This window comes from Planococcus halocryophilus, from assembly GCF_022489025.1.
Classification (GTDB): Bacteria; Bacillota; Bacilli; order Bacillales_A; family Planococcaceae; genus Planococcus; species Planococcus halocryophilus_A.
The window spans coordinates 454,456-467,518 of record NZ_JAKVTG010000001.1 but is presented as its reverse complement, the minus strand read 5'-3'; the positions used below and the strand labels follow the sequence as shown (position 1 = coordinate 467,518).

Here is a 13,063-nt window from a genome sequence, read left to right as displayed (position 1 = left end):
CTTAACTATTAAACTAGTGTGTTTTCTCTTACTGCGCCGATTGCAACAAAGCCATCTTGTTCTTTTACTTGGTACTCATCGAGTGGTCCAAGCGGCGGTGTACCCGGGATGTTTTGTCCGTTTTTCTCATAACGGCCTGCGTGACATGGACAGAAGAATTGTGTCGGGTAATCTGGACTCCCTGCCCAGTTCACTGTACATCCTAAATGTTTACAAACTGGTGATAGTGCGATTAGTTTATCGCCGTCTTTATACACCCAAGCTGAATTTGTTACTTCAGATTTATACCATGCGTCTGTTTGTTCGTAAGTGAAATCGACACGTACTGGTTCTTCCGTAATATCAGCTACAGCTTGATCAGTTAAAACGTAGTCGCTGCCTTCTTTTTGTTGAAGAACAGGATCTACTGCGAAACGAACCATTGGCATCAACATACCTGCTGCCATGAAACCACCTACACCTGTTAAAGTGTAGCCTAAAAATTGACGTCGTGATACACGATTATTACTCATCCTTTTCCCCCCTCTAACATTCAAGGTCAGTCCAATGGACATACTCATTCAAATATAATTACTAGGACAACCTAATGATATATCAATCAAATCTTAAGGTCAATATCGCATATAGCCTATTCAAGTAGTTTGTGAACATTTCATGAATGATGTGACCATTCTTTTGTAAATAGCGGCAATACTTGTCTCAACTGGTCTTCCATTACTGAATTTTTAAAGGATTGGTCCATATCCTCCATCGGAATTGCTGGTAGCCATAAAACATTTTTTAAGCTGTCAATCGTTCGCCATTCAGAATCTGTCGTTAAATAAAAGATATGTTTAAACTTTGTATGCTGTAATTCTTCCAACAATTCAGCTGCAATTCGCTGCCGATTTGCTATTTTGCCATAAGAAATAGGCGGAAGTAAAAGTATCCGCCCTTTAAATTGTTTTTCTAGCATAGCAGTTAGGCTTTGCAAATATTCGGAAGCACCTGCACTGGATTTCATCCCATTTTCACTTAAATCTAACTGTAAAAGAGGTACAACAGCTGTATCTATATAATCTTGTTGACTCAAATATTGATCAATTTCTTTACCGATAAAATGCATAGCGTATTTTCACTCTCCGTCTTTTTTAATGGCTTTGAACGCCTGCAACATTGCTGACAGTTCAAAAAAGCGATCGCGATCGTTGGCATCTAATGCTTCATCAATTTGTTTGTAAATCGTTTCTTCATGGAAAACAGACATGCTTTCTTTTAATATTTTCTCAGCAATTTGACGATCTTGTTCATCAATAGATGCATCTTCAGGTATATATGGATTTTCTTCCAACACTGACAAATACAAAGTCGGTGGAGGAATATTAGGGAAATTCAATTGGATATACAAATGTTCATCGGGATTTAAACGCAAGTCATGAAATGATTTTTCCGCGTCTGCCGTCATTAAGTTCCCTTTATAAAAACGGAAAGGGATTTCTTTTGAGTCTGTTGAGGACATGACCATTGCGCGCGGACAATAATGCGCTTCTTCAACAAAATGGGTTTTTTCAAGCAGGTCTTCGTTGCTCAACATATAATTCAGAATCCAAATGCACTCACGTCTTTTCATCTTGTAAGATTGTAGGAACCAACGGACAAATTGCTTTTTTTCACCTACTGATATTGAAGCGGTCATGGAATTTCCTCCTTTCATTCAAAAGACTGCTGCCAATCAAACCATTCTGGGTTTTCTGGTTCTAGCACTTGCAGTTCTTTTATTATTTCGAGAGCGCGCTCTCTTTTTCCTTCTTCTATTAAAAATAAGGCATATTTTTTCAAAAAAACCACATCGTCTTTAAACGATGAATAAGCTTTTTCATAGTAAACCGTCGCCTGCTTATAATTTTCTGTGCGTTCGTAAGCTTCCGCTACCATTGGGTAAAGGCCTGCCCAGTCATCACCACTTTCGACCACCATTTCTGCCAACTCAAGAACTTCATCATCTTGTTCTTGCGCATGGAAGTAAGATACTAAAGTATAAATAGCTTCCATGTATTCTGGGTCTAATGCTATTGCTTGGCGAAGGTGTTCAACACCCTCGTCCACTTTACCCAGTTTTAAAGCGAGCTTACCTGCGAATAAATACAATTCCTTATCAAATTCATCTCTAGCGAGTCCTTCGCTTATTGCCTGATAAGCAGGTTGGTAATCTTCAGCCATATTGTAGCTTTGTGCTTTTAACAAATAAGCAGAAAAATAATCTGGATCAATGCCGATCAATTCATCTAGACGACGCACGGCCATCTCGTATTGACGGGTTTGGAATGCCGCAAATGCCGCGCCAAACAATACGTCTGGTGTTGCTAAGTCTTCAAGCGCTTTTTCATAATAAGGAAGTGCTTCTTCGTAAGCCGCTCCTGCACTATAAACTTCAGCTAGCCTTTCAGAAATATTGACTCCTTCTATCTCAACCTGCTGTACTTCGAGCTCTTGATAAATTTTGGCCGATTCCAAGTAACGTCCAGAATCTAGTAACAACTCCGCTTTGGCTTGTTGCAAAAGAGGTTCTTCTGGCATTAAGTCTATCGCTTCATTTAAACGATTCTCAGCTGCTTCAAGCAAACCTTGTAACTGGAACAAGTCCGCTAAGGTTACAAGCGCTTGAGCATACAATTCATCGTCTTTCGGGATTTCCATCAAGGCATTTAATGCATCATCTTCCCGATCAGCATCTATTAACAAATTGGCTCGGTCGATTGTCAATTGAGCTTCTTCTGGGAAGATATATTGTAAATGTTCGAGTACTTTGATTGCTTCTTCAACAAAGCCTATTTCTGCTAGCCATTCAGATAAACCATACTGCTCATCTGGATCACCTTTTAGCAAATAGTCATCTAATAATGTGTTTAGAAGATTAGGGTCTCCTTGTTCCACCGCTTTTTGTATTTGTTCAATATTCGCCATACTATCACCTATTCCTTCACATTCTTACATTCATCCTACACGAAATGCAGCTATTATCATAATAAAAAAACTCTCCATTTGGAGAGTTAATTTGTCAGTAAATTCAGTTGTTCAAAAAAGTTCGGATACGAAATTGAAATGCATTCCGGGTCGTCAATCGCAACTTCATCTGATGCTACTAAAGCAGCAATCGCTGCCATCATACCAAGACGGTGATCTCCGTAAGAAGTCATTTCAGCACCCGATAAAACGGTTGGGCCGTGAATAATCATGCCATCTTCGGTTGCTTCAATATTTGCTCCCATTTTTGACAATTCGGTCACAACTGCGGCAATACGATCTGTTTCTTTTACTCGCAACTCTTCAGCATCCTTAATCACAGTCGTTCCTTCGGCTTGCGTTGCAATCAAAGCAATTAAAGGAATTTCATCGATTAAACGCGGAATTAAATCACCACTAATTTCGGTTCCTTTCAATGCGCTCGAATAAATGGTTAAGTCAGCTGAACGCTCACCTTCTGTATCATTTTCTTCTATTTCAATAACAGCACCCATTTTTTCGACTACATCTAAAATGCCTGTACGTGTGGGGTTAATACCAACATTTGTTAGCGTTACTTTACTATCTTCTGTAATCAAAGCCGCTCCAATCATAAACGCTGCAGACGAAATGTCTCCAGGAACTTGAACGTGAGCTGCCGTCAACTTTTGTCCGCCTTCAAGCTTAATGACGTGATCTTCACGGTTAACCGTAGCACCAAAGTGTTCCAACATAATTTCGGTATGATCACGAGATGCGATAGGTTCATGAATGATCGTTTGACCATCCGCTTTTAGAGCCGCTAGAAGAATAGCTGACTTTACTTGCGCACTAGCAACCGGCAATGTATAGTCAATTGCTGTTAATTGAGTTCCTTGAACGGCTAATGGTGTATATTGTCCATCATGACGTCCTCGAATATCCGCACCCATTTCACGAAGTGGATTGATAATGCGTTTCATAGGACGTTTAGCAATTGACTCATCTCCAGCCATTACAGAATGAAAAGATGTACTTGCTAATAGTCCAAGCATTAAGCGGGTAGTCGTTCCAGAATTCCCTGTATCCAACACTTCAGAAGGCTCTTTCCAAAACGCTTCACCTTCGCTTTGAATGGTGACTAAATCGTCTGCTACATCGATTTGCACACCCAGTTTTCTAAAACAAGAAATTGTACTTAAACAATCGTCTCCCATAAGAAAGCCTTCTACTGTTGTTTTACCTGTTGCGATTGATCCGAACATGATAGCCCGATGAGAAATAGATTTATCTCCCGGAACTTGTATGCTACCTTTTAAGCTTGGTTTTTTAAATGCTAACGATAATGCCATGGAGTCATCCATCCTCTCAGGAAATATATGTATCGTAAACTGTTCGTGTTGAAATACATTTTTGTGCACGTGTACGGTCTTCGTTTGTTTGAAAACTAATGACCAGAATACCAAATACGTCTTCGCGTGTTTCTAAAATTCGAATGTTGACAATGCTGATTTGTTCTTCAGCTAAATAACCCGTCAGCTCCGAAATAATTCCCGGTACATCTGGTATGTCTATGTATAAATCAAATACAGAGAACATTGCCCCGTGACCAGCAATCGGGAGCTCATCTCTCACAATTTTTGCGTGATTGAAAAATTGTTCAATGGGTTCTGGATCATTTGTTTGAAGCATTTCTTTTAACTGTTCCATTTGTTGCATCCAGTTGTCTAATTGATGAACAATCATGGCGTTATTTTGAGTTGTGATATCTCGCCACATTTCTGGATTTGCCGATGCAATACGCGTAGTGTCTCGAAAACCACCAGCAGCCAATTGCCGCGCAAAAGGGAATTTATCTTCTTGATCTAATTGATGAACAAGTGAAGCTGCGATTAAGTGCGGGAAGTGACTTACTACAGCTGTCATATGGTCGTGCTCTTCAGCTGCTAGCACTTTGATTTTAGCTTTTGTTACAGACAATAAATCTTTAAGTAATTGAAGACTTTTTTCATCTGTCTTTTCGTCAGGCGTTAAAATATAAAATGCATTTTCAAATAAAACTTCTTTTGCAGCTTCTACGCCACTTTTATGTGAACCCGCCATCGGATGACCGCCAATAAAAAGGTGCTTCAGCTTTTTAGAAGCTTCCATGATTTGCAATTTTGTACTACCAGTGTCAGTCAAAATAACATCGTCTTTTAAATTCCAGTACTTACTTTGCTCCATCAACTTGATCGTTGCACCAACTGGTGTGGCAAAAACAATGACATCTGCTTCTGCAGCAGCTTGCTCAAGTGATGGCGGTGAACTATGTATGATGCCCATCTTAAAAGCTTTTCGCGCTGTTAACGCACTTGCATCATAGCCTGCCACGTGGATATCTTTGTTACGCTGAAGCGCTTTTGCCAATGATCCACCGATCAATCCTAATCCAATGATTAGTATGTGTTTGGTCACTTTGAAATCACCTGGCTTTTTGCTGATAGGTCCGGACGCAGTTTCGTCGCTTCATTTAAATAGACATGATGAATTTTCTTCTGTTCTAGCTCTGTATTAACGTGCATCATGACTCGAATGCATAAGGGCATACTGCCAGGAACATCCATTTCATGCGTGCACATAACCGGCACATAATTCCAATTGTCTATTGTTCGCACAGCTTTTGCAGGAAAAGCGGACGAAATATCAGTTGTCGTTGAAATGATGACTGATGCGACATCGTCTGGTTCAATTTTGTTTTCTTTGGCCATTTCCAAAACTAGACGTTTTGTTTCTTTTAGCACTTCTTCAGCCTGATCTGCAGAAACCGTAATTGCACCTCTTACTCCACGTATCATCAAATCACTTCTCCTATCTGTAAAACTAATTTTTCGTATGCTGCAAATGCACGCTGTTCATCTACTTTGTCCACATATGGATGACCTGTTTCTTCAAGAAGAACAAAATTCAGGTCCCCTCTTGATGACTTTTTGTCTTTTTTCATATAAGGCAATAATGCTTCAAACTTAATTTCGTTCAACAAGTAAAGCGGATAGTCATTTACCTTAGCCCACTGGATAAATTGTTCCGATTTCTTATGGTCTGATAATAATAATGCATAGGACATGCCAAGAACGACCGCTTCGCCATGTGTAATTTTACCGTAGCCTAAATGACCTTCTAGAGCATGTGCTAATGTATGGCCAAAATTCAAGTACTTCCGAACGCCACCTTCAAATTCATCTTCTTCAACAATCGCCGCTTTTACAGCAATTCCTTTTTCTAAATGAAGATTCAACTCTTCTTCTGTCAGAAGACTAAAATCGTCGATAGCTAATAGTTCTGATAGCCACTGTTCATTAGATATAAAAGCATGTTTGATCACTTCGGCCATGCCAGATCGAACTTCTCCAGATGGTAAAGTGGTCAATAATCCACTGTCATATAAAACAGCTTTAGGCTGATAAAATGTACCTATCATATTCTTACCTAGCTCGTGATTGATTGCTGTTTTTCCGCCTACTGCGCTATCATGTGCCAAAATCGTCGTCGGAAGCTGAATAAAAGGAATGCCCCGCATAAATGTTGAAGCGACAAACCCTACAACATCTCCAGTAGCTCCTCCGCCAAATGCTAACAACAATGAATTTCGTGAACAGCTTTCAGATAGTAGAAAGCTGTGGCAGGCCATAAAGGTCTCCACAGATTTCGCACTTTCTCCGGCAGGAATCGTTAATACACGAATATCCCAATCCGTTAAATAATTCAACAAATATTGTAAATGAAGATCTGCCACTTTTTCATCTGCGATAACCACAATTCGGTCAGCTGCATCTAGTAAAGGGCGATAAGTATCCGCAAACAAATCGAATGCTCCGGCACCAATATGAACAAGATAAGGATGATCAGCTTCGACTTGCAATTGCTTCATGCTTAAAACTCCTTCGTGTAATTCATATAGTTTTTCAAGTTATCAACTAAACGCGGCATTTGATCAGCATCAAACTGATCTAATAATGCATTTGCCACTTCCCAAGCTACAACGTGTTCAGCCACAATCGAAGCTGCTGGAACCGCACAACTATCTGAACGTTCAATGCTTGCTTGGAACGGTTCTTTTGTTTCAATATCTACACTTTTTAGTGGTTTATATAAAGTTGGGATTGGCTTCATCACACCTCTTACAATAATCGGCATACCCGAAGTCATACCACCCTCGAAACCACCAAGATTATTGGTATTACGTGTATAGCCATTTTCTTCGTCCCATAAAATTTCATCATGGACTTCACTGCCAGGTTTTCTCGCCATTTCAAATCCTAATCCGAACTCGACACCTTTAAAAGCGTTAATACTCATAATAGCCGCAGCGAGTTTGGCATCTAATTTTCGATCATAATGGACATAGCTGCCAATACCTGCTGGCATACCTTCTACAATAACTTCTACTGTGCCCCCAATAGAGTCACCATTTTTTTTCGTTTGATCGATTAAATCAGTCATTTCTTTTGTCACTGATGGATCAGCACAATAAACAGCATCATTTTCAACAATTTCGCGAATTTCATCTGCTGATTTCCCAATATAACTTTCAGGATTAACTTTTATGCCTCCAATTTCCGTAACGTGAGAAACAATTTTGATGCCAAGTTCTGCTAGTAATTGCTTCGCAACTGCTCCTACCGCTACTCGCACAGTTGTTTCACGCGCTGACGAACGTTCTAAGACATTACGAAGGTCACGGTGACCATATTTCATCCCGCCGTTTAAATCGGCGTGACCTGGGCGTGGACGTGCTATTTGACGTTTCACTTCTTCTGTTTCTTCAATTGGTTCAATGCCCATAATAGATGTCCAATGCTTCCAATCGTCATTTTTGACGACTAAAGCGACAGGAGAACCTAATGTTTTACCGTGTCGAACGCCAGAAACAATTTCAACCGTATCTTTCTCGATTTGCATTCTTCTACCGCGTCCGTGTCCGCCTTGGCGTCTTTTTAATTCTTTATTAATCATTTCTGCCGTTAAAGGCAACTGCGCCGGCAACCCCTCTATGATGGCAGTCAATTGCGGACCGTGTGATTCTCCTGCTGTTAAATAACGCATTTACACTTTCTCCCTTCAACGTGCTAAAGTATTTATGTATCACTATACCATAAGGCATTTCTTCAATTCTATATTAAAATCACTTAAAGTGAAACTTCAATCAATTGAAAATTTTTATCTTCATCAATTATTCATATTCAACAAAAAAGCCGCCCCAAAAGGGACGGCTTTTTAAAGGGTAAATTAGTTAACCCAGCTGTTCATTGTTTTTTCATATGATACTAACTCTTCTTCTTTGAAGAATAAGCCGATTTCGCGTTCTGCACTTTCAGCAGAATCCGAACCGTGAATCATGTTTTTACCAACAGTTACTGCGAAGTCTCCACGGATTGTTCCTGGAGCTGCATCTTTAGGATTAGTAGCGCCCATCATTTGACGTGCAGTCAAAATAACGTTTTCGCCTTCCCAAACCATTGCGAATACAGGACCTGAAGTGATGAATTCTACTAATTCACCGAAGAATGGGCGTTCTTTGTGCTCGCCGTAATGCTCTTCAGCCAATTCAGTAGGGATTTGCATTAATTTAGCACCTGCTAAATGATATCCTTTTTTCTCGAAACGTGCGACGATTTCTCCGATTACGTTGCGTTGAACGCCATCTGGTTTAACCATTAAAAATGTTTTTTCCAATGTAAACACTCCTCTATTAAAAGCTCGGGCTTTTTGCCCACCTTAAAAAATACTATCATTGTCGAGTCATTTGTCAACTAGCAACTTAAAATTTTCGTTTCCCAATAAAGAAAGCAATTTTGCGCATCGTTTTTACGCCTTGCCCTTTTGGCAAGAACGAAAGTTCACGCAAAGCCTTTTGTAAGTAACGTTCACTCATTTCTTTTGCTTCTTCGATTCCTGAACTATTGCGTATTGCTTCAACTACTTTAAAACGCTCTTCGTTAGAAAGACCCTTATTCAAATTCGCTTTTAACATCGCATAAAGTTCAGGATCTTTTCGTGCACATAAAATCGGCAAAGTTATGTTCCCTTGAATAAAATCGCTACCCGCAGGTTTGCCCAATTCTTCGTCTGTAGAAGTAAAATCCAAGATATCGTCAATAATTTGAAATGACATTCCGATAAAGTAACCAAAACGTCGCAAATGCGCTGCAGTCTTTTCATCGGTTCCGGAAACAAGAGCTCCCAGTTCGCAACTAGAAGAAATCAACAATGCTGTTTTCCGTTTAATACGCCGGAAATAATCACGTAAATTTTGATCTAGTCTATATTTGTCTTGGATTTGAATAATTTCGCCTCGGCAAACTTCAATTAAGGTTTTAGATAAAATTTCATGCACACGCGGAGATTCAATTTTAGTAATGTGTTCCAGTGCTCGCGCCAAAATAAAATCACCTGTGTACATCGCTACACTATTATTCCACTGCGCTTTAACGGTTGGTTGGCCTCTACGGATTTCCGAATCATCTATAACGTCATCGTGAACGAGAGACGCCATATGAATCAGCTCGAGTGGCACAGCAACTTGTTTCATCACATCGATATCATAATTTCCAAATTTTCCTGCAAGCAAAACAAAAACAGGTCGGATTCTTTTCCCTCCGGCCTGCAATAAATGAAGAGACGCATCATTTAAAAGGAGAGATTCGGAATCCACTGCCTGTTCCAATTCTTTCTCGATCATTTCTAGTTCCGGTTTAAGATCGGAATAGAGCAACTTCAACTTCATCTTTTCCACTTAAAATCCTTCTCCCGCTAGTTTACTTTTTTTATTCCTAAATGGAGGGCGGCGGCGCCTCCTGTATAAGGCTTGTATTTAACTTTTTCAAATCCGACTTCAGCAAACAGTTTTGCTAATTGTTTCATGCCCGGAAACGTTTTTGCTGACTCCTGTAACCAAGAATATTCGTTGTAACTTTTAGCGAAGAGTTTACCAAAAGCCGGCATAATGAATCGGAAATACATTCTAAAGAAAGGTTTGAAAATCATATTTTCAGGTTGAGATGTTTCTAAGCAAGCAATCATTCCACCTGGTTTTAACACACGGTGCATTTCAGCAAGCACTTGACGGTAATCTGGCACATTGCGTAATCCAAAACCGATTGTCGCAAAATCAAACGAATTGTCGGGGTATGGCAAGGACATTGCATTTCCTTGGATCAATTCGATTTGCGGCATATCCTTTGTTTTGTCATGGCCAACATTCAACATGTTTTGACTAAAGTCCAGTCCAATCACTTGTCCGGTTTCGCCTACTGCTTTCCCTAATGCAATCGTCCAATCAGCCGTTCCACAGCAAACATCGATAGCTGCGGCACCTTTTGGCACCTGCATTTTAGACATCGTATCTTCACGCCATTTATTATGTTGTTGAAAACTTATCACCGAATTCATTTGATCGTAGTTCTCAGATATTTTTTCGAATACTTCGTGGACTCTCTGTTCTTTCGTTTTAGGCATATCAGTCATCCTTCTCGGGTCAGCTGCTCAGCTCTATGCTGGTGCGGGGTTATTTGATGGAGCAGAAATTGTGCCAATTCATAATCTAGTGCACAATCAGCGATCGACGCCAAAATCTGTTCATGCAGGCTATCCAACTTTTCCGTTAGCCAATATTTCGTATAATTTTCATGGACTAGATTTGTGTTTAGCTCTCGTAGAAAATGCGAATAATTTTTAGATTGCAGTCGTTTTAGTTCTTCAGCATAACGTATATACAGCAAGGCTTGTTTTGCCAGTGGTGCATATTCGGTATAGCCATAGAATGTATAAAAAGACATTAAAAGTTCAGTTTCAATAACGGTAATGGCTTTTTCAATTTCTTCTACCGTTCGAAATTCCTCTTCAAAAAAGGAGGTTTTGCTTTCACTCACTTTTATAATAGCTGATGCCAATTGCTGGACCATCGAAATATTTTTAGCGTTCACTAACATTTGATAATATATTCCACTGTATAAGTCTCCAGCTAATACGGTTAGCTGTTGTTCTTTAATAATGGGAGCATCCTCTTTTATTTGATCATGGGCATGTAATGCGGCATAAACAATGGAAACCGTTTTTGCAGAGGCTTCAATATCCGGCGACCAAGTTTTCCCGCTGAAAAAAGGCAATAGTAAAAAAAACAAACGGGACTCTTTGACAGAGGGACCTTCTGTAAATTGATCGAGCGTCCGCTGTCGCACAGCATTCAAGACCTCGATTTCCATTGAGATGATTTTCGATTGTATTTGATGTCCCTTCATACTGCTTGCTCCATTCATGATTTAGCCATACTACATCAGTATATCACAGGCATAGCCTTGCCTTCATCAATATCGTTTATTTTTTAGCTTCACTTTCAACGATACCATGGGCAGAATGAATCTCCGCTTTGCCACGGATTTTCATAGCTGAAGTGTGTTCAGTAAATTGGGCAATCATCACTTCGCCTTTATCCAATTTTTCAGTATGGTGAAATTTTGTATCGTTCCCTCGAGTCAACCCAATAACGTTTACGCCATCTTCTTGAGCACGGATAATAATATATTCTGTCTGAGCCATTCTCGCACCTACTTTATAGTTTTAATTCATATTGATGTAAGTAATTATTTCTGAACGCTTAACCGCATCGGTTTCAAGAATCCCTCGTGAAACAGCTGTCACTGTTTTCGCTCCTGGCTTCTTAATCCCTCTCATCGTCATACACATGTGTTCTGCTTCAACCATGACATAAACGCCATGTGGATTTAAGGTTTCCATTAAAGACTCAGCAATCGACGATGTAATACGCTCTTGAAGCTGCGGACGTTTTGAAACCGTTTCTACCGCACGAGCCAATTTACTTAATCCCGTTACGACTCCATCGCGAGGAATATAAGCAATGTGCGCTTTACCGAAAAACGGCACAAGGTGATGTTCACACATCGAATAGAACGGGATATCTTTGACAAGTACTAATTCTTCATGACCTTCATGAAAAACAGTTTTAAAATATTCTTTTGGATCTTCTTTTAATCCAGAAAATACTTCCGCATACATCTTAGCTACCCTTTTCGGTGTATCTTGTAACCCTTCCCGACTTGTGTCTTCTCCAACTGCTTCTAAAATCATCGAGACCGCTTGCTCGATTTTATCAAGATCTACTTTTTGTGTTTTCACATCTATCACTCTGCTTCCCCCTGTTGAAGACGAATCGGTTATTTGTTTGGCAGCAAGATGGCTGCTCATATGTTTTTTAGCTCAATTTACTTTTACGTACATTTGTATCAATCTAAAACTTCAAGAGCCTGAGACGGCTCCCTCCGCTTTTCTCTGTCTAGCTTCAGCGGTCTGCTCCTCGGGTCATAAGTCATTTTGGCTTGACGGCTGAAAAACGCCGTTTCGCCAATCCGTCTTATGCCTGTCGGAGCAAAACGACCGCTTCCGTTTTTCTCACTGTCTAGCTATGGGAGCCAGCCCCTCGGGGTCATAAGGCATGCTGACTGTGCGGCTGAAAAAACGCCGCTTCGTCATCCTGCCTTATGCCTGTCGGGGCTAAGACGGCTCCCTCCGCTTTTCTCACTGTCTAGCTATGGGAGCCAGCCCCTCGGGGTCATAAGGCATGCTGACTGTGCGGCTGAAAAAACGCCGCTTCGTCATCCTGCCTTATGCCTGTCGGGGCTAAGACGGCTCCCTTCGCTTTTCTCACATGAATCGTAGCATACGCGCGGGTGTTTCGCAAAATTGTTGGCTCAAAAAAAGGATGACTTTTGCAAGATTGTGTCTCGCAAAAGTCATCCTATGTACAGAGGCTAAAGCTTACTTCACTGCGTCTTTAAGCGCTTTACCTGGCTTAAATGCAGGAACTTTGCTTGCAGCGATCTCGATTTCAGCACCAGTTTGCGGGTTACGTCCTTTGCGGGCCGCGCGTTCGCGTACTTCAAAGTTACCGAATCCGATCAACTGTACTTTTTCACCTTTAGTTAAAGCGTCTTGAATCGTCTCAAATGCAGCGTCAACTGCTTTGGCAGCGTCTTTACGAGAAAGTTCAGCTGCTTCAGCAACAGAGTTCACTAATTCTGTTTTGTTCATGCTATTCACCTCCTCT

Annotated in this window: 16 protein-coding genes; all 16 read right to left on the bottom strand. The window is 40.5% G+C overall.

Annotated elements, in window-relative coordinates; translation table 11 throughout:
- Window positions 1-8: 8 nt before the first annotated feature.
- The 16 genes from MLE13_RS02280 to MLE13_RS02205 all read right to left on the bottom strand — a co-directional run bounded on the left by MLE13_RS02280 (window position 9) and on the right by MLE13_RS02205 (window position 13,047).
- A complete protein-coding gene (locus tag MLE13_RS02280) occupies window positions 9-512 on the bottom strand; it encodes a ubiquinol-cytochrome c reductase iron-sulfur subunit (RefSeq protein ID WP_240747822.1) in 504 nt (167 codons plus the stop codon).
- A gap of 140 nt (window positions 513-652) precedes the next feature.
- Entirely contained in the window at window positions 653-1,105 is a 453-nt protein-coding gene (locus MLE13_RS02275) for a DUF2487 family protein (RefSeq protein WP_240747821.1), read from the bottom strand.
- Window positions 1,106-1,114: 9 nt separating this feature from the next.
- Complete coding sequence (locus tag MLE13_RS02270; protein ID WP_240747820.1) at window positions 1,115-1,675, bottom strand: ReoY family proteolytic degradation factor; 561 nt, start codon at window positions 1,673-1,675, stop codon at window positions 1,115-1,117.
- A 14-nt stretch (window positions 1,676-1,689) separates the two neighbouring features.
- Window positions 1,690-2,943: a tetratricopeptide repeat protein gene (locus MLE13_RS02265; RefSeq protein WP_240747819.1), complete on the bottom strand. Its 1,254-nt coding sequence runs from the start codon at window positions 2,941-2,943 to the stop codon at window positions 1,690-1,692.
- Window positions 2,944-3,029: 86 nt separating this feature from the next.
- Window positions 3,030-4,313, bottom strand: coding sequence for a 3-phosphoshikimate 1-carboxyvinyltransferase (gene aroA, locus MLE13_RS02260; protein ID WP_240747818.1), 1,284 nt, complete (start codon window positions 4,311-4,313; stop codon window positions 3,030-3,032).
- 16 nt (window positions 4,314-4,329) lie between these two features.
- A complete protein-coding gene (locus tag MLE13_RS02255) occupies window positions 4,330-5,418 on the bottom strand; it encodes a prephenate dehydrogenase (RefSeq protein ID WP_240747817.1) in 1,089 nt (362 codons plus the stop codon).
- Window positions 5,415-5,798, bottom strand: a complete 384-nt coding sequence (gene aroH / locus MLE13_RS02250; RefSeq protein ID WP_240747816.1) for a chorismate mutase — start codon at window positions 5,796-5,798, stop codon at window positions 5,415-5,417. Before aroH ends, MLE13_RS02255 begins: the two co-directional genes overlap by 4 nt.
- Window positions 5,798-6,871, bottom strand: coding sequence for a 3-dehydroquinate synthase (gene aroB / locus MLE13_RS02245; RefSeq protein WP_240747815.1), 1,074 nt, complete (start codon window positions 6,869-6,871; stop codon window positions 5,798-5,800). Before aroB ends, aroH begins: the two co-directional genes overlap by 1 nt.
- 2 nt (window positions 6,872-6,873) lie before the next feature.
- Complete coding sequence (gene aroC, locus MLE13_RS02240; protein WP_240747814.1) at window positions 6,874-8,046, bottom strand: chorismate synthase; 1,173 nt, start codon at window positions 8,044-8,046, stop codon at window positions 6,874-6,876.
- 183 nt (window positions 8,047-8,229) lie between these two features.
- Window positions 8,230-8,676, bottom strand: coding sequence for a nucleoside-diphosphate kinase (gene ndk / locus MLE13_RS02235; RefSeq protein WP_008431013.1), 447 nt, complete (start codon window positions 8,674-8,676; stop codon window positions 8,230-8,232).
- Between the two features lie 85 nt (window positions 8,677-8,761).
- Window positions 8,762-9,736: a heptaprenyl diphosphate synthase component II gene (gene hepT / locus MLE13_RS02230; protein ID WP_240747813.1), complete on the bottom strand. Its 975-nt coding sequence runs from the start codon at window positions 9,734-9,736 to the stop codon at window positions 8,762-8,764.
- Between the two features lie 17 nt (window positions 9,737-9,753).
- Complete coding sequence (locus MLE13_RS02225; RefSeq protein ID WP_240747812.1) at window positions 9,754-10,458, bottom strand: demethylmenaquinone methyltransferase; 705 nt, start codon at window positions 10,456-10,458, stop codon at window positions 9,754-9,756.
- 5 nt (window positions 10,459-10,463) lie between these two features.
- Window positions 10,464-11,240: a heptaprenyl diphosphate synthase component 1 gene (locus MLE13_RS02220; protein ID WP_240747811.1), complete on the bottom strand. Its 777-nt coding sequence runs from the start codon at window positions 11,238-11,240 to the stop codon at window positions 10,464-10,466.
- 76 nt (window positions 11,241-11,316) lie between these two features.
- Window positions 11,317-11,538, bottom strand: a complete 222-nt coding sequence (gene mtrB / locus MLE13_RS02215) for a trp RNA-binding attenuation protein MtrB (protein ID WP_006829861.1) — start codon at window positions 11,536-11,538, stop codon at window positions 11,317-11,319.
- 21 nt (window positions 11,539-11,559) lie between these two features.
- Entirely contained in the window at window positions 11,560-12,144 is a 585-nt protein-coding gene (folE, locus tag MLE13_RS02210; RefSeq protein WP_346429145.1) for a GTP cyclohydrolase I FolE, read from the bottom strand.
- A gap of 630 nt (window positions 12,145-12,774) precedes the next feature.
- Complete coding sequence (locus MLE13_RS02205; protein WP_006829858.1) at window positions 12,775-13,047, bottom strand: HU family DNA-binding protein; 273 nt, start codon at window positions 13,045-13,047, stop codon at window positions 12,775-12,777.
- Window positions 13,048-13,063 lie beyond the last annotated feature (16 nt).

Coding starts and splice junctions, on each gene's coding strand:
- MLE13_RS02280 (WP_240747822.1), bottom strand. CDS start 512: ATGAGTAATAATCGTGTATCACGACGTCAATTTTTAGGCTACACTTTA.
- MLE13_RS02275 (WP_240747821.1), bottom strand. CDS start 1,105: ATGCATTTTATCGGTAAAGAAATTGATCAATATTTGAGTCAACAAGAT.
- MLE13_RS02270 (WP_240747820.1), bottom strand. CDS start 1,675: ATGACCGCTTCAATATCAGTAGGTGAAAAAAAGCAATTTGTCCGTTGG.
- MLE13_RS02265 (WP_240747819.1), bottom strand. CDS start 2,943: ATGGCGAATATTGAACAAATACAAAAAGCGGTGGAACAAGGAGACCCT.
- aroA (WP_240747818.1), bottom strand. CDS start 4,313: ATGGCATTATCGTTAGCATTTAAAAAACCAAGCTTAAAAGGTAGCATA.
- aroH (WP_240747816.1), bottom strand. CDS start 5,798: ATGATACGTGGAGTAAGAGGTGCAATTACGGTTTCTGCAGATCAGGCT.
- aroB (WP_240747815.1), bottom strand. CDS start 6,871: ATGAAGCAATTGCAAGTCGAAGCTGATCATCCTTATCTTGTTCATATT.
- aroC (WP_240747814.1), bottom strand. CDS start 8,046: ATGCGTTATTTAACAGCAGGAGAATCACACGGTCCGCAATTGACTGCC.
- MLE13_RS02225 (WP_240747812.1), bottom strand. CDS start 10,458: ATGCCTAAAACGAAAGAACAGAGAGTCCACGAAGTATTCGAAAAAATA.
- MLE13_RS02220 (WP_240747811.1), bottom strand. CDS start 11,240: ATGAAGGGACATCAAATACAATCGAAAATCATCTCAATGGAAATCGAG.
- mtrB (WP_006829861.1), bottom strand. CDS start 11,538: ATGGCTCAGACAGAATATATTATTATCCGTGCTCAAGAAGATGGCGTA.
- MLE13_RS02205 (WP_006829858.1), bottom strand. CDS start 13,047: ATGAACAAAACAGAATTAGTGAACTCTGTTGCTGAAGCAGCTGAACTT.